Origin of the sequence: Methylobacterium frigidaeris (assembly GCF_022179185.1) — a bacterium.
GTDB classification, from domain to species: Bacteria; Pseudomonadota; Alphaproteobacteria; order Rhizobiales; family Beijerinckiaceae; genus Methylobacterium; species Methylobacterium frigidaeris.
In genome coordinates this window covers 38,352-58,939 of sequence record NZ_BPQJ01000041.1, presented here as the reverse complement: position 1 = coordinate 58,939, position 20,588 = coordinate 38,352, and the positions used below count along the sequence as shown (strand labels likewise).

Annotated in this window: 18 protein-coding genes; 13 read left to right on the top strand and 5 right to left on the bottom strand. The window is 70.5% G+C overall.

What is annotated here, in order from left to right:
• Nucleotides 1–345 precede the first annotated feature (345 nt).
• Complete coding sequence (locus tag MFF64_RS28675; RefSeq protein ID WP_238192956.1) at nucleotides 346–1,479, top strand: FAD-dependent monooxygenase; 1,134 nt, start codon at nucleotides 346–348, stop codon at nucleotides 1,477–1,479.
• Nucleotides 1,480–1,491: 12 nt separating this feature from the next.
• On the opposite strand, the gene MFF64_RS28670 is transcribed toward MFF64_RS28675, so the two are convergent.
• Nucleotides 1,492–2,403 carry a LysR substrate-binding domain-containing protein gene (locus tag MFF64_RS28670; protein ID WP_238192955.1) on the bottom strand — a complete coding sequence of 304 codons (912 nt, stop codon included), beginning with the start codon at nucleotides 2,401–2,403 and terminating at the stop codon, nucleotides 1,492–1,494.
• Nucleotides 2,404–2,485: 82 nt separating this feature from the next.
• Here MFF64_RS28670 and MFF64_RS28665 point away from each other — a divergent pair, with 82 nt between their 5' ends.
• The 7 genes from MFF64_RS28665 (at nucleotide 2,486) to MFF64_RS28635 (ending at nucleotide 9,545) form a co-directional block, all read left to right on the top strand.
• Nucleotides 2,486–3,628 carry a pyridoxal-phosphate dependent enzyme gene (locus tag MFF64_RS28665; RefSeq protein WP_238192954.1) on the top strand — a complete coding sequence of 381 codons (1,143 nt, stop codon included), beginning with the start codon at nucleotides 2,486–2,488 and terminating at the stop codon, nucleotides 3,626–3,628.
• Complete coding sequence (locus tag MFF64_RS28660) at nucleotides 3,628–4,467, top strand: transporter substrate-binding domain-containing protein (protein WP_238192953.1); 840 nt, start codon at nucleotides 3,628–3,630, stop codon at nucleotides 4,465–4,467. Before MFF64_RS28665 ends, MFF64_RS28660 begins: the two co-directional genes overlap by 1 nt.
• 53 nt (nucleotides 4,468–4,520) lie before the next feature.
• Nucleotides 4,521–5,183, top strand: a complete 663-nt coding sequence (locus MFF64_RS28655; protein WP_238192952.1) for an amino acid ABC transporter permease — start codon at nucleotides 4,521–4,523, stop codon at nucleotides 5,181–5,183.
• 11 nt (nucleotides 5,184–5,194) lie between these two features.
• Nucleotides 5,195–5,911 (top strand): amino acid ABC transporter permease, encoded by a 717-nt coding sequence (locus tag MFF64_RS28650; protein WP_238192951.1) that lies wholly within the window; start codon nucleotides 5,195–5,197, stop codon nucleotides 5,909–5,911.
• Between the two features lie 61 nt (nucleotides 5,912–5,972).
• Entirely contained in the window at nucleotides 5,973–7,472 is a 1,500-nt protein-coding gene (argH, locus tag MFF64_RS28645; protein ID WP_238192950.1) for an argininosuccinate lyase, read from the top strand.
• Nucleotides 7,469–8,227: an amino acid ABC transporter ATP-binding protein gene (locus MFF64_RS28640; protein WP_238192949.1), complete on the top strand. Its 759-nt coding sequence runs from the start codon at nucleotides 7,469–7,471 to the stop codon at nucleotides 8,225–8,227. Before argH ends, MFF64_RS28640 begins: the two co-directional genes overlap by 4 nt.
• Nucleotides 8,220–9,545: an NAD(P)/FAD-dependent oxidoreductase gene (locus MFF64_RS28635; protein WP_238192948.1), complete on the top strand. Its 1,326-nt coding sequence runs from the start codon at nucleotides 8,220–8,222 to the stop codon at nucleotides 9,543–9,545. Before MFF64_RS28640 ends, MFF64_RS28635 begins: the two co-directional genes overlap by 8 nt.
• Nucleotides 9,546–9,714: 169 nt before the next feature.
• Here MFF64_RS28635 and MFF64_RS28630 read toward each other — a convergent pair whose 3' ends face one another.
• Nucleotides 9,715–13,458 carry a vitamin B12-dependent ribonucleotide reductase gene (locus tag MFF64_RS28630; protein WP_099907414.1) on the bottom strand — a complete coding sequence of 1,248 codons (3,744 nt, stop codon included), beginning with the start codon at nucleotides 13,456–13,458 and terminating at the stop codon, nucleotides 9,715–9,717.
• 503 nt (nucleotides 13,459–13,961) lie between these two features.
• On the opposite strand from MFF64_RS28630, the gene MFF64_RS28625 reads away from it, so the two are divergent.
• The 5 genes from MFF64_RS28625 to MFF64_RS28605 all read left to right on the top strand — a co-directional run bounded on the left by MFF64_RS28625 (nucleotide 13,962) and on the right by MFF64_RS28605 (nucleotide 16,741).
• Entirely contained in the window at nucleotides 13,962–14,378 is a 417-nt protein-coding gene (locus tag MFF64_RS28625) for an NADH:ubiquinone oxidoreductase subunit NDUFA12 (protein WP_099907417.1), read from the top strand.
• A gap of 145 nt (nucleotides 14,379–14,523) precedes the next feature.
• Entirely contained in the window at nucleotides 14,524–15,186 is a 663-nt protein-coding gene (locus tag MFF64_RS28620) for a DUF2155 domain-containing protein (RefSeq protein ID WP_099907419.1), read from the top strand.
• A gap of 308 nt (nucleotides 15,187–15,494) precedes the next feature.
• Nucleotides 15,495–15,641 carry a hypothetical protein gene (locus MFF64_RS28615; protein WP_165795850.1) on the top strand — a complete coding sequence of 49 codons (147 nt, stop codon included), beginning with the start codon at nucleotides 15,495–15,497 and terminating at the stop codon, nucleotides 15,639–15,641.
• Between the two features lie 133 nt (nucleotides 15,642–15,774).
• On the top strand, nucleotides 15,775–15,912 hold the full coding sequence (locus tag MFF64_RS28610; protein ID WP_165795851.1) for a hypothetical protein: 138 nt from the start codon (nucleotides 15,775–15,777) through the stop codon (nucleotides 15,910–15,912).
• A 91-nt stretch (nucleotides 15,913–16,003) separates the two neighbouring features.
• On the top strand, nucleotides 16,004–16,741 hold the full coding sequence (locus MFF64_RS28605) for a class I SAM-dependent methyltransferase (RefSeq protein ID WP_099907421.1): 738 nt from the start codon (nucleotides 16,004–16,006) through the stop codon (nucleotides 16,739–16,741).
• Nucleotides 16,742–16,780: 39 nt separating this feature from the next.
• Here MFF64_RS28605 and MFF64_RS28600 read toward each other — a convergent pair whose 3' ends face one another.
• The 3 genes from MFF64_RS28600 to MFF64_RS28590 form a co-directional block, all read right to left on the bottom strand.
• Nucleotides 16,781–18,082 carry an MFS transporter gene (locus tag MFF64_RS28600; protein ID WP_099907423.1) on the bottom strand — a complete coding sequence of 434 codons (1,302 nt, stop codon included), beginning with the start codon at nucleotides 18,080–18,082 and terminating at the stop codon, nucleotides 16,781–16,783.
• A gap of 84 nt (nucleotides 18,083–18,166) precedes the next feature.
• Complete coding sequence (locus MFF64_RS28595; protein ID WP_238192947.1) at nucleotides 18,167–19,720, bottom strand: UxaA family hydrolase; 1,554 nt, start codon at nucleotides 19,718–19,720, stop codon at nucleotides 18,167–18,169.
• Nucleotides 19,721–19,831: 111 nt separating this feature from the next.
• Entirely contained in the window at nucleotides 19,832–20,575 is a 744-nt protein-coding gene (locus tag MFF64_RS28590; RefSeq protein WP_093568303.1) for an ABC transporter ATP-binding protein, read from the bottom strand.
• Nucleotides 20,576–20,588 lie beyond the last annotated feature (13 nt).

Here is a 20,588-nt window from a genome sequence, read left to right as displayed (position 1 = left end):
CCGCAGGGACGACGCCGTCCACGCTTCTCTTTCTCAGATGAACTTGTCAAAGAGCCGATCCGGCCGGGGCCAGATCTCATACCCTTAGAGAACAGAAAGCAGCGCCCGGTTGCCCTGGCCCTTGCTTGCTCGTCTCTGAGGAAGTCCCGGAGGGCTGAGCCGTTCGTCGCGGCGCCCCGTCGGTGAGCGGTCGTTTAAGGGGAGCCGGCTCGCCTGTCAATCGCGGCGCTGCCGTGGCCGTGCGCACCGTCGTCGCAGCGAGGGCAAGGGGCGTCGCGTGCAAGTCGTCCCGGATCGTGCATAGGGATCCCGCGTCGGGCATCGACGGGAGCAGCGCGCAGCCAGATGACCACCGAATCTCTCGATCGCGTCCTGGTCGCCGGCGGCGGCATTGCGGGCCTGGCGGTCCGGCGGGCCCTGCACCGGCGCGGCATTCCTTCTCTCACCCTGGAGCGGCGCGGGGGCCCAGCGGAAGCGGGTCTCGCCATCAACCTGCCAGGGAACGCGGTGCGCGCCCTCGCACAGCTCGGCCTGCTGGATGATCTCCGGGCGGTCGGCACGCGCCTGCGCCGGCGCGAGTATCGCACGGAGCGCGACCGCCTGCTGTTCGCCATGGACGAGGAGGCGTTCTGGGGGGCCGAGATGGGCCCGCACTGCCTGCGTCGCGCCGACCTGCTGCGCCTCCTGCAACTCGGCCTCGCCCCGGACGATCTCCGCCACGGCGCCGGGATCCTGGCGGGCCGGCAGACCGCACAGGGCGTGGAGGTCGACCTCGAGGATGGCACGATCGAGACGGGCGGCCTGCTCGTCGGTGCAGACGGTGTGCATTCGCGGGTGCGGCACGGTCTATTCGACGATCGGGCTCCGGGTGCGGCGGTGCTGGCCACGCAGAGCTGGCGCTTCATGGTGGCCAACCCGGGCGTCGAGGCCTGGACGCTGTGGGCCGGGCCTCAGGCGTTGTTCCTCCTCATTCCCGTCGACCGCGGCGAGGCTTATGCCTGGGTCTCGGCGAGCGGCGGTCTCGCGGACGGCCTCGACCCGGCCGGCCTGCGGCGGGCCTTCGCGGCCTTTCCCCGCCTCGTCCGCGACACCCTGGAGGCGGCGCTCGCTGCGCCTGCCGTGATTTATCACTCGCCGCTGGAGGAGGTCCGCATTCCGGCCTGGACCCGCGACCGGGTGGTCCTCGTCGGCGATGCCGCCCACGCGACCGCCCCGGTCTGGGCGCAAGGCGCGGCGCTGGCACTCGAAGACGCGCTGGTTCTGGCTGACCTGCTGGCCGGGGCGGACGATTGGCGCGCGGCCGGCGCGGAATACGAGCGGCTGCGCCGACCGCGGGTCGCACATGTCCAGGCCATGACCGACCGCCTGTCGCGCACCGCGCGTCTGCCTGGCTGGGTGAGGAACGCGCTGCTCCCGATCATCGGGCCGCGCAGCTACCAGGCCACCTACGCTCCGCTTCGCACGGCAGTGACGATCTGAGGGAGGGCCCGTTCACCCCCGCAACCCGGGCGCCGTCGTGTCGTAGCCGGCCAGCTCCTCGCGCACGACGGCGAGGAAGCCGTCGATGAGCGGGTTGTTGAGGTGGCGGCTCGGGAAAAGGGCGTGGCCGTGGAACGGGATCTCGGGCCGGAACGGCCGGAAGGCGATGCCGCTGCGGCGGTAATCGTCGGCCGCGATCGGATTCACGATGCCGACGCCGAGACCCTGCTCGACGAGGGCGCAGATCGTCGCCCCGAACGGCGTCTCCAGCATCAGCTGGCGGCCGACGCCGGCGGCCTCGAAGGCGCGGTCGACCCGGGTTCGCGCGCCGTCTTCCAGGGACAGGGAGATGAAGGCCTCGCCCTCCAGGTCCTCCGGCACGATGACCGCGCGCTCCGCCAGCCGGTGGCCGGGCGGCAGGGCGCACAGGCCCGGGATGGTGTAGAGCGGGCGGTACTCGATGAACGGCGTCTCGACGATGTTCGCCATGAAGCCGATGTCGCAATAGGACGCCGACATCCAGCGCATCACCGTGCCGTCACTGCCCATCTGCAGGGAGATCGCGACGGTGGGGAACTGGTCGCGGAAGCGCCGGATGCAGCGCGGGATGAAGCCGAGGGCCATCACGGGCATCGCCGCGACCCGCAAGCGCCCGCTGCCGAACACCCGGATGTCGCGCGCGACCTGGGCCAGGTTCTCGAGGCCGAGAAAGCTGCGCTCGACCTCGCGGTAGAAAGAGAGCCCCTCGTCGGTCGGGCGCAGGCGTCCAGCCAGGCGCTCGAACAACGTGAGCCCGGTCGCGGCCTCCAGCTCCGCGATGAGCCGGCTGACGCTCGGCTGCGAAGTCCTCAGGGCCTGTGCCGCTGCCGTCATCGACCCGCGCAGCATCACGACGCGGAAAGCCTCAACCTGCCTCAGGTTCATGCATCCCCCCATATCAAGAGTGAATAGGATGCGCAAAAACCAGCATTTGACCAGATAGCCGAAGCCCCACACACTGCTCGCCATGTCCGAGCAACGCGCCGTACAGATCCTGTCCCCGAGCGGGCTATCCTGCCTGCGCTGCGATTTCGCGCTCCCCATCGGAGACTACGACGAGGGGTGTCCGCGCTGCGCCTCCGAGGGTCACGCCGCGAACCTGCGGCTCGTCTACCGCGGTGCCGTGACAGGCCGGATCATCCTACCCTCTGCCAGTCGCATCTCGCTGGGCGAGGGCGGAACACCGCAGATCGGGGCGCCCGATCTCGCCGCGGCGGTGGGTCTCGGCCGGCTGTCCCTGAAGCTCGAATGGTGCAACCCGACCGGCTCGCACAAGGACCGGATGAGCGCCCAACTCCTCGCCCGGGCGCGGGAGCGCGGCGCCCGGCTGGTGGTCGGCGCCTCGAGCGGCAATGCCGGCGTCTCCCTCGCGGCCTACGCGGCGCGAGCGGGCTTGGGCGCAGAGGTCGCCACGACCCCCGCCATGCCGGCCGGCGCGCGCCGGGCGATCTGCGCTTATGGCGCCCGGCTCGTCGAGGTTGCGGACAGCGCGGCGCGCTGGGAGCATGTCGGGCGGCGCGTTGCCGAGGGCGCCTTCGCGGCGACCAATTATCGGCGGCCGGCGGTCGGCACCAACCCGTTCGGGATCGCCGGCTACAAGGCCCTCGCGGCCGAGATCGCCGCGCAGGGCCTGCCCGACCTCGTCGTCGTGCCGTGCGCCCGGGGCGACCTGCTGTCCGGGCTCCTCCTCGGATTCGACGAACTCGGACTCGGGATGCCGCGCCTCGTCGCCGCCGAGCCGTTCCCGCGCCTCGCCCGCGTCCTCGCCGGGGCCGATTACCGGGCATCATTCCCGGGCACGACCGCGCAGCTCTCGATCGGCGGCGACACGGTGACCTTCCAGGCGCTCCACGCCCTGCGGGAGAGCCGCGGCACGGCGATCGTCGTGGACGACGCGGCCGCCTGGGCCGCGCAGAGGCGCCTCGGCCGGGCCGGCCTCCACGCCGAGCTCGCTGCCGCGGCGGCGGTCGCGGCCCTGTTCGTGCTTGGGGCCGAGGGATCGCTCGCCGGCCGCCACGCGGTCGCGCTGCTCACCGGCTCGGGCTCGGGCGCGATGGACGGGGATGCCCCACCGACCGAGACGAAGCCAACCGACCAGAGGGGAACCTGATGACCTTGCTCCGGCATCTCGCCCGCACCGCACTTGCCGCCGCGGCCGTCGCCGCTGGCCTGTCCGCCGCGGCGGCCCAGGCGCTGCCACCGGTTCCCAAGGCGATCCAGGCCGCCGGCGTCCTGCGGGCCGGCGTGCGCTGCGATCAGCCGCCCTATGGCTACAAGGACGAGTCGGGGAACTTCTCCGGCATCGAGACCGACATGGCGATCCAGATCGCCGCCTGGGCTTTCGGCGCGCCCGACAAGATCGAGCTGACCTGCGTCACCGCCGAGAACCGCATCCCGCAGCTCATGGGCAAGAAGGTCGACATCCTGCTCGCCACCCTCGGGGTGACGCCGGAGCGCGCCCGGGTGATCGACTTCTCGAAGCCCTACCGCTGGGGCGGCTCGGACATGCTGGTGGCCAAGGACAGCCCGATCCGCAAGCTCGACGACGTCGCGGGCAAGACCGTCGTCATGCTCAAGGGCTCGACCCAGGCGAAGTGGTTCGAGGACAACATGCCGAAGGTCGAGACCCTGCGGCTCAACACCGCCTCGGACGCTCTCCAGGCACTCAAGCAAGGCCGCGGCGACGCCTACACGCACGACGCCGCGACGCTGGTGGTGGTCGCCGCCAAGGATCCATCCCTGCGCCTCGTCGGCGAGTCCTTCGCGGTCACGGATGCCGCCGCGGGTCTGCGCAAGAACGATCCGGAGTGGCTGGCCTACGTCGACGCCGCCCTCGCCCGGATGAAGGCGGAAGGCCTCTACGCGAAGTGGGTCGACAAGTGGGTGCCGGCCGACCTGCGCCCGTTCTACGCCGACGCCTTCGCCAAGCCGAAGCCGACGGCCCGCTGAACGCCCGCGCCGGGCGGCCCGCATCGGCCGCCCCTACAATGAGGGATGCCGGCATGGATTTCGATCTCGCCTACCTGATGGCGCAGGGACCCGCGCTGATGCGCGGCCTGTGGCTCACGATCCAGGTCAGCCTCCTGTCGATCGTGCTGTCGGTGCTGGTCGGCCTCCTCGGCGCGGCGGTGCGGGTGCTCGAAGTACCGGTGCTCGACCGGGTCGTGGCGGCCTATGTCGAGTTCATCCGCAACACGCCGATGCTGGCGCAGCTGTTCTTCATCTTCTACGGACTCCCCGGCATCGGCCTCAAGCTGTCGCTGTTCTGGTCGGGCGTGCTCTGCCTGACCCTGTGGGCCGGCGCCTACCAGATCGAGAACCTGCGCGGCGGCCTCGCGACCGTGGGCAAGGGCCTGCGCGAGGCGGCCTCCGCCCTCGGGCTCACGCCCTGGCGCTTCTTCCACCTCGTCGCGGCGCCGCTGGCGATCCGGGTCGCCCTGCCGGCGATGCTCAACACCGCGATCTCGCTCCTGAAGAACTCGTCCTACCTCCAGGCGATCGGGCTCGCCGAGCTGACCTACGTGGCGATCGACCGGATCTCGATGGATTTCCGAACCCTCGAGATGTTCGCGGCGATCTGCGTGATCTACCTCGCCCTGGTCCTCGTCCTGTCGTTCCTGGCGAGCCGGCTCGAGTTCCGGCTCAACGCGCCGTTCCGGCACTGAGGAGGCGCGCGATGGATCTCCTCGTCAAGAACCTGCCCTTCATCCTGCAGGGCCTCGGCATGACGCTGGCGCTCTCGCTCACCACGCTCCTCTTCGTCACTGTCCTGTCCGGGCTCCTCGGCGTCTTGGCGACTTTGCGCTTCCGGAGCTTGCGGGTGCTGGTGCGCGTCTGGGTCGAACTCTTTCGCGATATCCCGCTGATCGTGAACATCTTCCTGGTCTTCTTCGTCGCGCCGCTGGCCGGGCTCGACCTGACGCCGTTCTGGGCGGTGACGGTCGGTCTGTCGCTGTGGGGCAGCGCCAACGGCGCCGAGATCGTGCGCAGCGGCCTCAACGCCGTGCCGCGCCACCAGTGGCAGAGCGCCGCCGCGCTCGGCCTCAAGACCTGGGAGGTCTACGGCTTCATCACCGGCCCGCAGGCGCTGCGGGCGATCCTGCCGCCCTTCGTCGGGCTCCTGACGCTACTGATCCAGGCGACCTCGCTCGGCGCCCTCGTCGGCGTCGGCGAGTTCTTCAAGGTCGGGCAGATCATCGTCGAGCGGACCACGATGATGGAGGGGTGGAACCCGGCCTTCCTCGTCTACGGCGCCGTGCTCGTCACCTACTTCGTGATCTGCTCCGGCCTGTCCTGGTTCGGCCGCTGGCTCGAGCGGCGTCTCGGCCGGCCACAGGCTCGGCCCGTTCCGGCGGCCGCCGCATCACCCGCGCCCGCGCCGCAGCTTCCCTGATCACTGTCGCGACCGGCTCGAGGCCGGCCGTGGTCCGAAGATCTAACAAAGGGTCTCAGCCATGGAATCGAAGGTTAGCCGCCGGCTCACCGAGCCGGTCGCGGAGGAAGTGTGCGAGCACATCTACGCGCCGCGCCTGGCGCGGGACTTCCAGGCCGTGTTCGCCTACATGAGCGACCTCAACCAGGCCCATGTGCTGATGCTGGCGGCTTGCGGCCTGATCGCCCCGGCGGCGGCCCGGGCGCTGGCGGCGGGCCTCCTGCGGATGGAGGAGGAGGGCCCCGGCGCCGTTCCCCTCGACCCCGAGCGCGAGGATTCGTACTTCAACTACGAAGCGCAGCTGATCCGGCTGATCGGCCAGGATGCCGGCGGGCGGATGCACATCGCCCGCAGCCGCAACGACCTGACCTCGGCCCTCGACCGGATGCGGGCGCGCGACCTGCTGCTCGATGCCGGCCAGGCGCTGCTCTCGGTCGAGGAGCACGCGCTGGACGGCGCCTACCGCTTCCGCGACGTGGTGATGCCCGGCTACACCCACCTGCAGCCGGCCCAGCCCGTCACCTACGGCTTCTACCTCGCCGGGGTGGCGCAGTCCCTCTCCCGCGATTTCGGCCGCCTCTCGGATGCCTGGGCGCGCACCAATGTCAGCCCGCTCGGGGCCGGTGCGCTCGCCGGCACCGCCTTCGGGATCGATCGGGACAGGCTGGCGTCGAGCCTCGGCTTCGACGGGCTCGTCGAGAATGCGCTGGATGCCGTCGCGACCCGGGATTTCGGGCTGGAGATTCTGGCCGGCCTGTCGCAGCTCGCGATCGGCTGGAGCCGGGTGGCACAAGATTACCACGTGCTGGTCTCGCACGAGTTTCAGACCATCGAGTTTCCCGACCGCGTGACCGGCACCTCCAGCATCATGCCGCAGAAGAAGAACCCGGTGGTGCTGGAGCACCTGAAGGGCAAGGCCGGCCAGATGCTCGGCCTCTACGTGGCGGCGGCGAGCGCCGTGAAGGGCACGCACTTCACCAACACGATCGACGGCAACCGCGAGACGATGCGCGGCGTCTGGGAGGCGGGCGAGGAGAGCCTGCGCTGCCTGTCGCTGTTCGATCTCGTCATCGCGACGGCGCGCCCGAACGCCGCCCTGATGCGCCGGCGCGTCACCGAGGATTTCGCCTCCGCCACCGACCTCGCCGACCTGATGGTGCGCGAGGCCGGCCTGTCCTTCCGCGAGGCGCACCACGTCGTGGGCGCTGTGGTGCGGGCGGCGATGGATGCAGGGCTCTCGGCGGACGGCATCACGCCCGAGATGGTCGATGCGGCGGCGCTCGCCGAGGCCGGGCGGCCGCTCGGTCTCTCGGATGAGGCTGTGCGGCGGAGCCTCGACCCGGCGGCGAGCGTGTCCGCCCGCACCCTGCCGGGCGGCCCGGCACCGGAGGCGGTGGCCCGCGCGGTCGAGGCGGCGCAAGCGCGGCTCGAGGCGCGCCGCGCCGCGCTCGTCGCCCGGCGCACGCAGCTCCAGGCCGCGCGCGATGCGCTCAAGCGCGACTTGCGGGAACTCGCCGCGTGACCCCCGAGCCGCTCATCTCCCTGCGCGGGCTGACGAAGCGCTTCGGCGGCTTCCAGGCCCTGCACGGCATCGACCTCGACGTCGAGGCCGGCAGCGTCGTGGTGCTGATCGGCCCGAGCGGGTCGGGCAAGAGCACCCTCATCCGCTGCATCAACGGGCTGGTGCGGCCCGATTCCGGGAGCCTGCGCGTCGCCGGCCGGCCGGTCGATCTCGGCGACGAGGGCGCCTGGCAGCGCCTGCGGACCGAGATCGGCATGGTGTTCCAGGACTACGCGCTGTTTCCGCACCTCACGGTCTTGCGCAACATGACGTTGACGCCGATGCGCCGCCTCGGCCTGTCGCGGGCGGAGGCCGAGGCGCAGGCGCGGGCGCTGCTCGCCCGGGTCGGCCTCGCGCACAAGGCCGAGGATCACCCGAGCGCGCTCTCGGGCGGCCAGCAGCAGCGGGTTGCGATCGTGCGGGCGCTCGCGATGCGGCCGAAGGCGATCCTGTTCGACGAGCCGACCTCCGCCCTCGACCCGGAGACGATCGCCGACGTGCTCGACGTGATGCGCGGGCTGGCCCGCGACGGCACCACGATGGTGGTGGTGACCCACGAGATGGGCTTCGCCCGCGAGGTCGCCGACCGCGTCGTCTTCATGGCCGAGGGCGCCATCGTGGAGGAGGGCCCCCCGGCCGCCCTCTTCGGCGAGCCCCGGCACGCCCGCACGAAAAGTTTCCTGTCCTCCCTCCGCCCCGAGGCCCTCCATGCCTGATCCGGCCCCCATCCTCGCCGAGGGCTTCACCACCGACCCCTACTGGTGGGACGCTGCCGCTCCCGAGACCGCCCGGGACCCGCTTCCGGAGGAGACCGACGTCCTGGTGGTCGGCTCGGGCTATTGTGGCCTCTCGGCAGCGGCGGAACTCGCCCGCAACGGCGTGTCCGTCACGGTGGTCGACGCGGAGGAGCTGGGGGCCGGGGCCTCGACCCGCTCGGGCGGGATGGTGTCGAGCGGCCAGAAGCTGGTGATCGGCGGGGCGATCAAGGGGGTCGACGCCGCCCGCATGGCGCGACTGCTGGAGGATTCGCTCTCCTCCTACGAGCACCTGAAGACGTTGATCCGCGAGGAGGCGCTCGACGCCGATCTCGGGATCGTCGGCCGCTACTTCGCGGCCTACGTCCCGCGCCACTACGATCGCCTGCGCCGCCACGGCGAGCTGCTGGCGCGCCATACCGGCGTCACCGTCCACGAGATCCCGAAGAGCCGCCAGCACGAGGTCACCCGGACCGACTTCTACCATGGCGGCATCGTCATCGACGAGTACGGCGGCCTGCATCCGGGCAAGTACCACCGGGCCTTGCGCGGTCTCGCCCGGCGCCACGGCGCGACCTTACGCTCGCACGCCCCGGTCCTGACGGTCGAGCCCCTGAGCGGCGGGCTCTACGCCGTCGAGACCGGGCGCGGCCGGATCCGGGCCCGGCACGTCCTCTACGGCACCAACGGCTACAGCGACCGGGCGAGCCCGTTCCTGCGCAAGCGGGTGGTGCCGGTGCGCAGCTATCAGATCGCCACCGAGCCGCTGCCCAAGGCGCTGATGGCCGAGATCAATCCGGGCCGGCGGATGATCACCGATTCGCGCCGCGAGCTGATCTACGCCCGGCCCTCGCCGGACGGCACCCGGCTCCTGTTCGGCAGCCGTCCGGGGATGTTCACGCTGCCGGAGCACGAGGCCGCCCCGCGCCTGCACGCGCTGATGCGGACGGTCTGGCCGCAACTCGCGCAAGTCCGGGTGACGCATTGCTGGAGCGGCAAGGTCGGCATGACCGCCGACAAGCTCGCCCATCTCGGCCGCCAGGACGGCCTCGACTTCGCGGTCGGCTGCAACGGCAACGGCGTGGCGCTGATGACCTATCTCGGTCATCAGGCGGCGCTGAAGCTTCTGGGCCGCCAGAACCGCCCGAGCGCCTTCGATGCGCCGGCCTTCGCCGCCGTCCCGGTGCCGTTCTACGACGGCACGCCGTGGTTCCTGCCGGTGGTGAGCGGGTGGTACCACTTTCGGGATGCGGTGGAGCATCGTCTCGCGCGGCGTTGACGCCGGAATCGTGCCTGTTCCGGCCGGTAATGCAGCGCTCCGCGCCCTGAACGGCCACTGTCCTCTCGAATCGTCACGGCAGGCGGGCCGCAAAGCCCGCCTGCCGGTCGATGGTCAGCTCAGGTTCTGAGGTCGAGCCCGGGCATTCGTCGCCCGGGCTCGTCACGCGTCAGCTGCACCCAGTCGTGCTGCCGCAGGTGTCGCACTTCAGGCAGGTCCCGTTCCGCACCAGGGTGAAGTTGGCGCATTCCGGGCAGGCCTCGCCGACATAGCCCTTCATCTTCGCCTCGGCGCGGCGGTCCGAGACGCTGCGGCCGGGGGCCGCCGGATCCGGCTTGGCGAAGGGGAGGGACTCGGCCAGCGCCTCGACCCGGCCGGCGAGCGTCGGCTCGGTCTTGAGCGCCACCGAGCCGCGCACCGCGTGGATGCTGCCGCCGGCCGGAGCCGTCTGGCCCGTCGAGGGCGCGGCGACGCCGGATGTGGCACCGGCGGGACCGCCGTGGATCAGGGTGAGCCGGTCGCCCGAGCCGCGCAGCAGGCCACGCGACACGACGTTGTTGGCCGGCACCGAATCCGGGGCGCTCGAGGGCTTCGCCGGGGTGACGCCGCCGGTTGCCGCGGTGCCGATCTCCGAGAGGTCGACATGAGCGAGGTCGTTACGGCCGAGATACGAGATCGCCAACTCGCGGAACACGTAGTCGAGCACAGAGGTGGCGTTCTTGATCGCGTCGTTGCCCTGCACGAAGCCGGCCGGCTCGAACCGGGTGAAGGTGAAGGCGTCGACGTACTCCTCCAGCGGCACGCCGTATTGCAGGCCGAGTGAGACCGAGATCGCGAAGTTGTTGATGAAGGCCCGGAGCGCCGAGCCCTCCTTGTTCATGTCGAGGAAGATCTCACCGAGCCGGCCGTCGTCGTACTCGCCGGTGCGCAGGAAGATGGTGTGGCCGCCGATCTTGGCCTTCTGGGTGTAGCCCTTGCGGCGGCTCGGCAGCTTCTCCTGGGAGCGCAGGCGCTCGACGCGCTCCACGATCCGCTCGACGATCTTCTCCGTCACCGCGACGGTCTTGGCCGTTGCCGGCTGGGCCAGCAGGGCCTCGACCACATCCTCCTCGTCGTCGGCCTCGTCGCTGATGAGGGCGGCGTTGAGGGGCTGCGACAGCTTCGAGCCGTCGCGGTAGAGGGCGTTGGCCTTCAGCGCCAGGGTCCAGGACAGCCGGTAGGCGTTCTTGCAATCCTCGACCGTGGCGTCGTTCGGCATGTTGATGGTCTTGGAGATCGCCCCCGAGATGAAGGGCTGCGCCGCGGCCATCATGCGGATGTGGCTCTCGACCGAGAGGTAGCGCTTGCCGATCCGACCGCAGGGATTGGCGCAGTCGAAGACCGGGTAGTGCTCGGGCTTCAGGTGCGGTGCGCCCTCGAGCGTCATCGCCCCGCAGACATGGACGTTGGCGGCGTCGATCTCCTTGCGGCTGAAGCCGAGGAACGAGAGCAGGTCGAAGGACGGGTCGGCGAGCTTGTCCGCGGGCACCCGCAGAGTCTGGGTCAGGAAGTCCTCGCCCAGAGTCCAGCGGTTGAACACGAACTTGATGTCGAAGGCCGATTTCAGCCCGGCCTCGACCGCCGCGATCTTCTCGTCGGTGAAGCCCTTGGCGCGCAAGGAGCCCGGGTTGATCGCCGGTGCCTGACCGAGGGAGCCGTGACCGACGGCGTAGGCCTCGATCTCGGCGATCTCGGCCTCGCGGTAGCCAAGCGCCCGGAGCGCATCCGGCACCGCCCGGTTGATGATCTTGAAGTAGCCGCCACCGGCGAGCTTCTTGAACTTCACGAGTGCGAAGTCGGGCTCGATGCCGGTGGTGTCGCAATCCATCACGAGGCCGATCGTGCCGGTCGGCGCGATCACGGTCGCCTGGGCATTGCGGAACCCGTGCTCCTCGCCGAGCGCGAGCGCCCGATCCCAGGCCGCCTTGGCGTGCTCGACGAGTTCGCCCTGCGGGCAGCCGGCATGATCGAGCGGCACCGGGTTGGTGTTGAGGAACTCGTAGCCCGACTCCTCGCCGTGGGCGGCCCGGCGATGGTTGCGGATCACCCGCAGCATCGCGTCGGCATTCTCCTCGTAGGCCGGGAAGGGCCCAAGCTCGCGCGCCATCTCGGCCGAGGTGGCGTAGGACACGCCCGTCATGATGGCGGTGAGCGCACCGGCGATCGCCCGGCCCTCACGCGAATCGTAGGACAAGCCCATGGTCATCAGGAGGCCACCGATATTGGCGTAGCCGAGACCGAGCGTGCGGTACTTGTAGGAGAGGTCGGCGATCTCGCGGCTCGGGAACTGGGCCATCAGCACCGAGATCTCGAGCACCACGGTCCAGAGCCGGCACAGATGCTCGTAGCCCTCGACGTCGAAGTGCTTGGCGCCGCGGTCGTAGAGCGCCAGCAGGTTGGCCGAGGCGAGATTGCAGGCGGTGTCGTCGAGGAACATGTACTCGGAGCACGGGTTCGAGGCCCGGATCCGCCCGCCCGCCGGGCAGGTGTGCCAGTCGTTCATCGTGGTGTTGAAGTGCAGGCCCGGATCGGCCGAGGCCCAGGCAGCCTCCGCGATCTTCTCCCACAACTCAGCGGCCTTGACGGTCTTCGCCACCTTGTTGGTCGTGCGGTGGGTCAGGGTCCAGTCCGCATCCGCATCAACCGCGCGAAGGAAGTCGTCGGTGAGCGAGACCGAGTTGTTCGAGTTCTGGCCGGCGACGGTGAGGTAGGCTTCCGAATCCCAGTCGGTGTCGTAGATCGGGAACGAGATGTCGGTGTAGCCCTGGCGGGCGTACTGGATCACCCGCTTGATCGCGGCGTCCGGCACCATCGCCTTGCGGGCGGCCTTGACCTCGCGCTTGAGGGCCGGGTTGCGCTCGGGATCGAAGCAGGCGTCACCGGCGGCCTCGCAGTTGACGCAGGCCTTCATCACAGCCTTGAGGTGCTTCGACACCACCTTGGAGCCGGTGACGAGGGCGGCGACCTTCTGCTCCTCCTTGACCTTCCAGTCGATGAAGGCCTCGACGTCCGGGTGGTCGATGTCGACGATCACCATCTTGGCGGCGCGCCGCGTGGTGCCGCCGGACTTGATCGCCCCGGCCGCCCGGTCGCCGATCTTGAGGAAGCTCATCAGACCCGAGGACTTGCCGCCGCCGGCGAGCTTCTCGTTCTCGCCGCGCAACCGCGAGAAGTTCGAGCCGGTGCCCGAGCCGTACTTGAACAGGCGGGCTTCCCGCACCCACAGGTCCATGATGCCGCCCTCGTTGACGAGGTCGTCGGCGACGGACTGGATGAAGCAGGCGTGGGGCTGCGGGTGCTCGTAGGCGGTCGCCGACTGGGTCAGCTCGCCGGTCTTGTAGTCGACGTAGAAATGGCCTTGCGCCGGGCCGTCGATGCCGTAGGCCCAGTGCAGGCCGGTATTGAACCATTGCGGCGAGTTCGGCGCCACCATCTGGCGGGCGAGCATCGCGCGCAGCTCGTCGTGGAACGCCGCCGCGTCCTCCTCGCTTGAGAAGTAGCCGCCCTTCCAGCCCCAGTAGGTCCAGCAGCCGGCGAGCCGATCGAACACTTGCGTCGCCGACGTCTCGGAGCCGGTCCGCTCACCCTCGGGGAGGGCGGCGAGCGCCGCCTCGTCCGGCACCGAACGCCACAGGAAAGAGGGGACGCCGTTCTCCTCGACCTTCTTCAGCGCCGCCGGGACGCCGGCCTTGCGGAAGTACTTCTGGGCCAGCACGTCGCAGGCGACCTGGCTCCAGGCCTCCGGCACGTCGATCCCGTCGAGGCGAAACACCACCGAGCCGTCCGGGTTGCGGATCTCGCTGACCGCCTTGCGGAACGGGATGCTGGCATAGGGCGATTGCCCCGCGGTGGTGATGCGACGCTCGAACCGCATGGGATACTCTCCGGTCACGAACAGCCGGGGACCGCGCGCATGTCAGCGGGGTCCGCCGGTTACAAGGAATGGCGGGGACGCTCGAATTCGGCGGACGAGCCTCGGCCCCGTCGGGGTCGCCCGTCCCATCAGCATGGAAACTACCGACCATGGCAGCCCCACGTCAATAACTAGTGTCGACGGACTCCGTTCCTCCCTACATATAGTGTGAAGGGCTGGATTCCTGTGGATAGTGGCGAACCACCGCCTAAGCTCGCGACAGGCTTGGCGGAATCGCGGCGGCGCCTCTGCCCGCCCACAGACGGCGAGGCATCCGACCACCGATTTGTTCACAGGTCGTTGCCGGTCGACGGGCCGCGCGGGCCGCTGGAGTGCCCCGCGCACAGGAATGATGCTGCGGCGCGGGACACGCTGGACATCCGGGGGGCATCTCACCATAGTCCCGCGCGACGACGGGGGGCTCCTCCTCCCATTCCCGGGGGCTCCGCCCAGAGACGGTCGCGATGGCGCTGAAAGACACCCTGCTTCGGATCTTCACCTGGTGGAGCGGCTCGACCGTCAGCCTGGACTTCTACACCAAGCGCCGCGGCAGCTTCGTGGGCGAGGACGAGTTCGGCAACCGCTACTATCGGGCGCAGGGGCCCCTGATCGACGCCTCGGTGGGCTCTGAGCGGCGCTGGGTGATCTACAACGGCTACGCCGACGCCTCGAAGGTGCCGCCGGGCTGGCGCGGCTGGCTCTGCCACGCCACCGACGTGGCGCCCTCGGAGGAGACCTACGTCCCGCGCGAGTGGCAGAAGCCGCACGAGGAGAACCTCACCGGCACGGTGGCGGCCTACCGGCCGCGGGGCTCGCAGCTCTCCTATGGCCAGCGGCCGGCGGCGACCGGCGACTACGTGCCGTGGGTCCCGGGCGAGTAGCCGACCGCCCTTTTTCCACCATCCTCCTTGTGTCTATCGCGAGCGGGCCGACGGGTGCCCGCGCGCCCGGCCGATCTGGGCGCGAGAGGCAGGGCCCGAGAGTCCGGGCGAGAGCCGCCGAATGACGAGCCGGGAGCGATTGGGTTTGAGCCGCATGACCGCACGCCGCGCCGCGGGCGCCTTCCTGCTCCTCGGCGGCGCCCTGCTGGGCGGAGCGCTCGCGTCCGGTCCGGCCCGGGCCGACAAGATCCGCAACCCGACCGCGGTGTTCTCCGGCCTCGACAAGATCACCGGCCGCATCGTCTCGTTCGAGGTGGCGGTGGACGAGACGGTGCAGTTCGGCGCGCTCCAGCTCACCCCGCGGGTCTGCTACACCCGCCCGCCGACCGAGAGCGCGAAGACGACCGCCTTCCTGGAGGTCGACGAGGTCACCCTCGAGAACAAGTACCGCCGGATCTTCACCGGCTGGATGTTCGCCTCGAGCCCGGGCCTGCACGCGATCGAGCACCCGATCTACGATGTGTGGCTGGTCGACTGCAAAGGCGGCACCGACATCGTAGCCGAGCCGAAGGAGCAGGAGGACGCCCCGGTCGCCGCCGCCAAGCCCGAGGGCCGCAAGCGCCGGGAGCAGGCGCGCGGCGAGGAGGCACCCCGCTCGCGCCAGGTGAACCGCCAGGGCCAGGTCGATGTCGAGCCGCTGCGCGGCACGCCGGTCCAGCCGCGCCAGTCGCCGTCGCGCCGCTTCTTCCCGACCAATGACGGCCCGATGCCGGCCGGCGCCGACCCGATGAACCCGAACCCGCGCTGAAGCTTGGGCGGTCGGCACCGTCGAGGCTCTGAACACGCGACGACCGGACATCCGTGCGTCGATCGCGTCGGGCCGGGAATGCAGCCGCGCACCACGATCCGGCGACGCCGATCGCCCCTCGAAGGGAGGATTGTGTCGGGCGATCGCACAGCACATGGGCACCATCGCTCGACGGCGCATCTTTGAGCGCCAGCCCTTGACTGGTTTCGCGTCTTTCTGCTGCGGCACGCATCGCCGTGCTGTACGCTGAGGCAGGGACGCCCGCGCGAGACGGGCGCCCGGAGGATGCGGTCCCGAGGGAGACGATCATGCACGACATCGCACGGGCTCAGGATGCGCCGCTGCCGCACGCCGAGAGCACCGCCTGGTGGGCCGCGATGCCCCTCGACCTCTGGGGCGTGGTGCTGGCGGTGATCGCCGCGGGCGGGCTGAAGCTCGCCGGGATCCTGCCTTAACCCCTCCACGCCGCCGTCGCACTCTCGCCAAAGCCACGGACCAGGTTCCCCTGCAAGAGTTTCGCAATGAACGGCCGGCACGATCCCTGCCAGGCTCGACAGCGAATCGATTCGCGCGCAGGAGGACGGTTCCATGCTGATGGCTTTCGTCGGACGCCTCACCCAGCGTTGGCGGGATCTCATCGCGGAGATCATGGATCCCTACCGCCCCGAGCTGCACTACATGCGCGGCCCCGGCCCGCGCTGGCGCGAGCGGCATCCGGAGGGCTGAGGGCTTCGCCCCCGGCGTCCGGGTCACACCCTTGCGTCCCGGCGCCGAACGGGTCCAACTCGCGGCCTTTCCCGTGACCGGAGCCCGTCCCGTGACCGCCGCGCACGACGCCGTCCCACATGACGCCGCCCAGAAATTCGACGCCTCCCGCGCCGGGGAATACGAGCAGCAGAGTCGGATCGCGCTCGCCGGCTACGACGCCTGCCACGAGCTTTCCGCCTGCATGCTGGCCGCCGCCCTCGGATCGGGCCGCGCGGCGCGGATCCTGGTAGCGGGCGCCGGCGGGGGTGCCAGGGAGATCGTCACGGCTGCGGCCCTGGAGCCGCGTTGGCGTTTCACCGCGGTCGACCCCTCCGAGCCGATGCTGGCGCTGGCCGTGGCCCGGCTGGAGGAGAGGGGGCTGGACGAGCGGACGGAAGTGGTGTGCGGTACCGTCGCGGACCTGCCGGAGGGCGAGACCTTCGACGCCGGGACCCTGATCGGGGTCCTCCACCACTTGCCGGGGGACGAGGCCAAGCGGGCGATCTTGTCAGACATCGCCCAGCGCCTGCGCCCCGGTGCGCCGCTGATCCTCGCCGGCAACCACCATTCTTACGCGAGCCAGCCGCTTCTCCTCGCCGCCTGGGGCGAGCGCTGGCGCCAGCAGGGTGCCGGGCCCGCCGAGGTCGAGGCCAAGCGGGCTAGGATCCTGCAGGGGGCGGACCCGCCGCATTCGGAGCAGGCGGTGGCCGATCTGCTCCGCGAGAGCGGCTTCGCGCCGCCGCTGCGCTTCTTCTCCAGCCTGTTCTGGGGCGCCTGGATCGCCCGGCGGGCTCCCGGCGCGGCCTGAGAGCCGGACCGCCCGGGTGCCGAACGGTCCGATTCTCGCTCAGCCGGAGGCCGGCACGGCCTCGGTGAGCGTCGCCGGCCGGTCGGAGAGCCGGCTCGCGACCACGAGCCCGATCAGCGCGGAGGCCGCGATGATGAGGCCCGGCGCGGCCGCCCAGCCGGTGGCGCCGATCAGCGCGTTGGCGGCCAGCGGCCCGAGGCCGCTCAAGAGCGTGAAGCTGATATTGAGCGAGAGCGCGACGCCGCTGAACCGCACCCGGGTGGGGAAGAGCCGGGCGAGCAGGTAGGCGAAGCTGCCATTGGCCCCGGCCACCGCCATGGTGAGGAGCGGCAGCACCAGGAACAGGTTCGCGCCGCCCCGCGCCAGCAGCCCATAGGTCGGGATCACTCCGATCAGGATGATGAGGGCCGATGCCTGCATCAGCCGGCGCGGTGGCACCCGGTCGGCGAACCAAGAGGCGAAGAGCAGCGAGGCCGACATGGCGAAGAGCGCCACGTTCATCGCCAGGGCCACCTCGCGGGGCGGGTACTTGAGCACCTGGATCAGGTAGGCCGGCATGTGGGCGAACAGGATGCCGTTGAAGCCCGCGGTCAGCGCCACGATGCCGATGCCGAGCAGCACCGGGCCGCGGTGATGGCGCAGCACCTCGCCGATCGGGCTGCGGGCGGCGCGGTGCTGGAGGCGCAGGAACTCGGGCGTCTCTTCGAGCGAGCGCCGCAGAACGAAACTGACGAGGCCGACGACCCCGCCGAACAGGAAGGCGATGCGCCAGCCGTACTCCGCCATGGCGGAGGGAGGCAGCCAGGATTGCAGGCCGAGATTCACCAGGGCCGCGAGCAGCACGCCGCCATTGACCAGGCAGAAGACGATGCCGCAGGCGAGCCCCGGGCGGCGCGAGGCGGTCTCGACCACGAAGGTGATGGCACCCGGCAGTTCGCCGCCGATGCAGAGGCCCTGCACGAAGCGCAACGTCACGAGGAGCAGGGTCGCCCACACGCCCCAGGAGGCGTAAGCGGGCACCAGGCCCATGCCGAGCGTGCAGGCCGACATGGTGAAGACGGTGACCACGAACACGGTCTTGCGGCCGTAGCGGTCGCCGAAATGGCTCAGCACCAGGCCACCGAGCGGCCGGGCGAGGTAGCCGACCGCGAACACCGCCAGCGACAGGGTCAGGGCCGCGACCGGGTCGCTCGCCGGGAAGAAGGCGGCGGCGATGTCCTTGGCGAAGATGCCGTAGACGATGAAGTCGTAGTACTCGAGCCCGCCGCCGAGGCTCGCGAGCAGCGTCATCTTCCATTGGCGGCGGGTGAGATCGCTCCCGCTGCTCACGTCCGGTGTCATCGTGCTGTCCTCCGGGGCCTTCTTGTCGTTGTGCCCCGGAGCGCCCCTTAGAACGGTTCGGCCGTCGCTGCTACAGCCCGTCGGCTACATCACCGCGCCGATCTGCCAGGGCACGAACTCGGCATCGCCGTAGCCGAAGCCCTCGGACTTGGTGCGCTCGCCCGAGGCGACGCGCAGGATGGTCTCGAAGATCTGGCGGCCCTTCTCCTCGATCGAGACGCCGTCGAGCACGTCGCCGCAATCGATGTCCATGTCGTCCTGCATCCGCCGGTACATCTCGCTGTTGGTGGCGAGCTTGATCGACGGGGTCGGCTTGCAGCCATAGGCCGAGCCACGGCCGGTGGTGAAGCAGAGCACGTTGGCGCCGCCCGCGACCTGGCCGGTCGCCGCCACCGGATCGAAGCCGGGGGTGTCCATGTAGACGAAGCCCTTCGCGTCGACCGGCTCGGCGTAGCGGTAGACGCCCGTGAGCGTCGTCGAGCCGCCCTTGGCGGTGGCGCCCAGCGACTTCTCCAGGATGGTGGTGAGGCCGCCGGCCTTGTTGCCGGGGGAGGGGTTGTTGTTCATCTCGCCGCCGTTGCGGGCGGTGTAGGCCTCCCACCAGTGGATCATCTCGACGAGCTTGTGGCCGATCTCCGGCGTCGCGGCCCGGGCGGTCAGCAGGTGCTCGGCACCGTAGATCTCCGGCGTCTCGGACAGGATCGCGGTGCCGCCCTCGGCGACCAGCCGGTCGACCGCCGCACCGAGCGCCGGGTTGGCGGTGATGCCCGAATAGCCGTCCGACCCGCCGCATTGCAGCGCCAGCATCAATTCGGAGGCCGGCACGGTCTCGCGCTTCGCCTTCGCCACCGCCGGCAGCATCTCGCGCAGCGCCGCGACGCCGGCCTCGATGGTGCGCCGGGTGCCGCCGGTATCCTGGATGGTGAAGCTGCGGAAGGTCTCGCTCTCCTCGATGCCGTAGGCGCGCTTCCAGCGGTCGATCTGCAGGCCCTCGCAGCCGAGGCCCACCATGATCACGCCGCCCATGTTCGGGTTGGCGGCGTAGCCCCACAGGGTGCGCTTGAGGATGTCGGCGCCCTCGCCCTGGATGTCGTACCCGCAGCCGGTGCCGTGGGTGAGGGGGATGATGCCGTCGATGCCCGGGAACTCGTCGAGGAGGCCGGAGCGGCGCGCTTCCTCGGCGATGAAGCGGGCGACCGTGGCCGAGCAGTTCACCGATGTCAGAACGCCGACGTAGTTGCGGGTGCCGACCCGGCCGTCGGCCCGGCGATAGCCCTCGAAGGTGGCGCGCTGGGTTTCCGGCACCATCGCGACGGGCTTCGCTTCCTCGCAGAAGCGGTAGTCGCGGGCGAAGTCGCCCTTGGCTTCCCCCAACCCCACATTGTGCTCGTGCACCCACTCGCCCGGGGCGATCGCCCGGCTGGCGAAGCCGATGATCTGGCCGAACTTGCGGATCGGCGCGCCCTCGGGAATCGTCACCACCGCGAATTTGTGACCCCGCGGCACGCGCGCCGAGGCAGTCACGCCCTCGACGGCGGCGCCGGGCACGATCGGGTCCACCGCCACCACGACGTTGTCCTCGTGGCTGAGGCGGACGAAGCGGGGATTGGTGGGGTGGAGGGGCGTGGGGGTGGACATCGGGTGACCTTTTGAACCTGAAGACCCATCATACGGCCGTATCGGACCGTCGGGCCATCGCGAAATCCTCATGCCGTGCCGAAGGCCCATGCGGGCCTCCGGCACGGCCGTCTAATGCGCCAGGGCCTCCGCCTTGGCCCGGCCGCCGAGATAGGCGGCGCGGATGTCGTCGTTGGCCCACAGGGCCTGCGGCTCGCCGCTGAGCACGAGCTGGCCGGTCTCCAGCACGTAGCCGCGATCGGCGACCGAGAGACCCATGCGGGCGTTCTGCTCGACGAGGAGCACGGTGGTGCCGCGTCGGCGCACCTCGGCGATGATGGCGAACACCGCCTGCACGATCACCGGGGCGAGGCCGAGCGACGGCTCGTCGAGGAGCAGGATGCGGGGCTTGGCCATCAGCCCGCGGGCCAGCGCCACCATCTGGAGCTGGCCGCCCGAGAGCGTCCAGCCGAGCGCGTCGCCGAAGCGCCGGATGTCGGGGAAGAGCTCGAACATGCCCTCCGCCTCGTCGCGGATCTGGCGGCTCGTCAGCCCCTTCCGGTTCGAGGCGCCGAGCATGATGTTCTCGCGCACGGTGAGGCCGGGGAAGACCCGGCGCCCCTCCGGCACGTGCGCCACGCCGCGGCGCACGATCTCCTCGGGCTTGAGGCCGAGCAGCGACTGGCCCTCGAACAGCACCTCGCCGCCGGCGGGCTTCACCAGCCCCGAGATGGTCTTGAGCGTCGTCGACTTGCCGGCCCCGTTCGAGCCGAGCAGGGTCACGACCTCGCCGGCCTCCACCGAGAACGAGATGCCGCGCACGGCCTCGATCTCGCCGTAGCGCACGGTCAGGTCGCGGATTTCCAGGAGTGCCATCGTGTGTCTCCTG

What these genes read in the sequence shown, in the direction of transcription:
- argH (WP_238192950.1), top strand. Translation starts at nt 5,973, where the DNA reads ATGGAATCGAAGGTTAGCCGCCGGCTCACCGAGCCGGTCGCGGAGGAA.
- MFF64_RS28655 (WP_238192952.1), top strand. Translation starts at nt 4,521, where the DNA reads ATGGATTTCGATCTCGCCTACCTGATGGCGCAGGGACCCGCGCTGATG.
- MFF64_RS28590 (WP_093568303.1), bottom strand. Translation starts at nt 20,575, where the DNA reads ATGGCACTCCTGGAAATCCGCGACCTGACCGTGCGCTACGGCGAGATC.
- MFF64_RS28635 (WP_238192948.1), top strand. Translation starts at nt 8,220, where the DNA reads ATGCCTGATCCGGCCCCCATCCTCGCCGAGGGCTTCACCACCGACCCC.
- MFF64_RS28610 (WP_165795851.1), top strand. Translation starts at nt 15,775, where the DNA reads ATGCTGATGGCTTTCGTCGGACGCCTCACCCAGCGTTGGCGGGATCTC.
- MFF64_RS28615 (WP_165795850.1), top strand. Translation starts at nt 15,495, where the DNA reads ATGCACGACATCGCACGGGCTCAGGATGCGCCGCTGCCGCACGCCGAG.
- MFF64_RS28630 (WP_099907414.1), bottom strand. Translation starts at nt 13,458, where the DNA reads ATGCGGTTCGAGCGTCGCATCACCACCGCGGGGCAATCGCCCTATGCC.
- MFF64_RS28600 (WP_099907423.1), bottom strand. Translation starts at nt 18,082, where the DNA reads ATGACACCGGACGTGAGCAGCGGGAGCGATCTCACCCGCCGCCAATGG.
- MFF64_RS28670 (WP_238192955.1), bottom strand. Translation starts at nt 2,403, where the DNA reads ATGAACCTGAGGCAGGTTGAGGCTTTCCGCGTCGTGATGCTGCGCGGG.
- MFF64_RS28595 (WP_238192947.1), bottom strand. Translation starts at nt 19,720, where the DNA reads ATGTCCACCCCCACGCCCCTCCACCCCACCAATCCCCGCTTCGTCCGC.
- MFF64_RS28675 (WP_238192956.1), top strand. Translation starts at nt 346, where the DNA reads ATGACCACCGAATCTCTCGATCGCGTCCTGGTCGCCGGCGGCGGCATT.
- MFF64_RS28665 (WP_238192954.1), top strand. Translation starts at nt 2,486, where the DNA reads ATGTCCGAGCAACGCGCCGTACAGATCCTGTCCCCGAGCGGGCTATCC.
- MFF64_RS28625 (WP_099907417.1), top strand. Translation starts at nt 13,962, where the DNA reads ATGGCGCTGAAAGACACCCTGCTTCGGATCTTCACCTGGTGGAGCGGC.
- MFF64_RS28660 (WP_238192953.1), top strand. Translation starts at nt 3,628, where the DNA reads ATGACCTTGCTCCGGCATCTCGCCCGCACCGCACTTGCCGCCGCGGCC.
- MFF64_RS28650 (WP_238192951.1), top strand. Translation starts at nt 5,195, where the DNA reads ATGGATCTCCTCGTCAAGAACCTGCCCTTCATCCTGCAGGGCCTCGGC.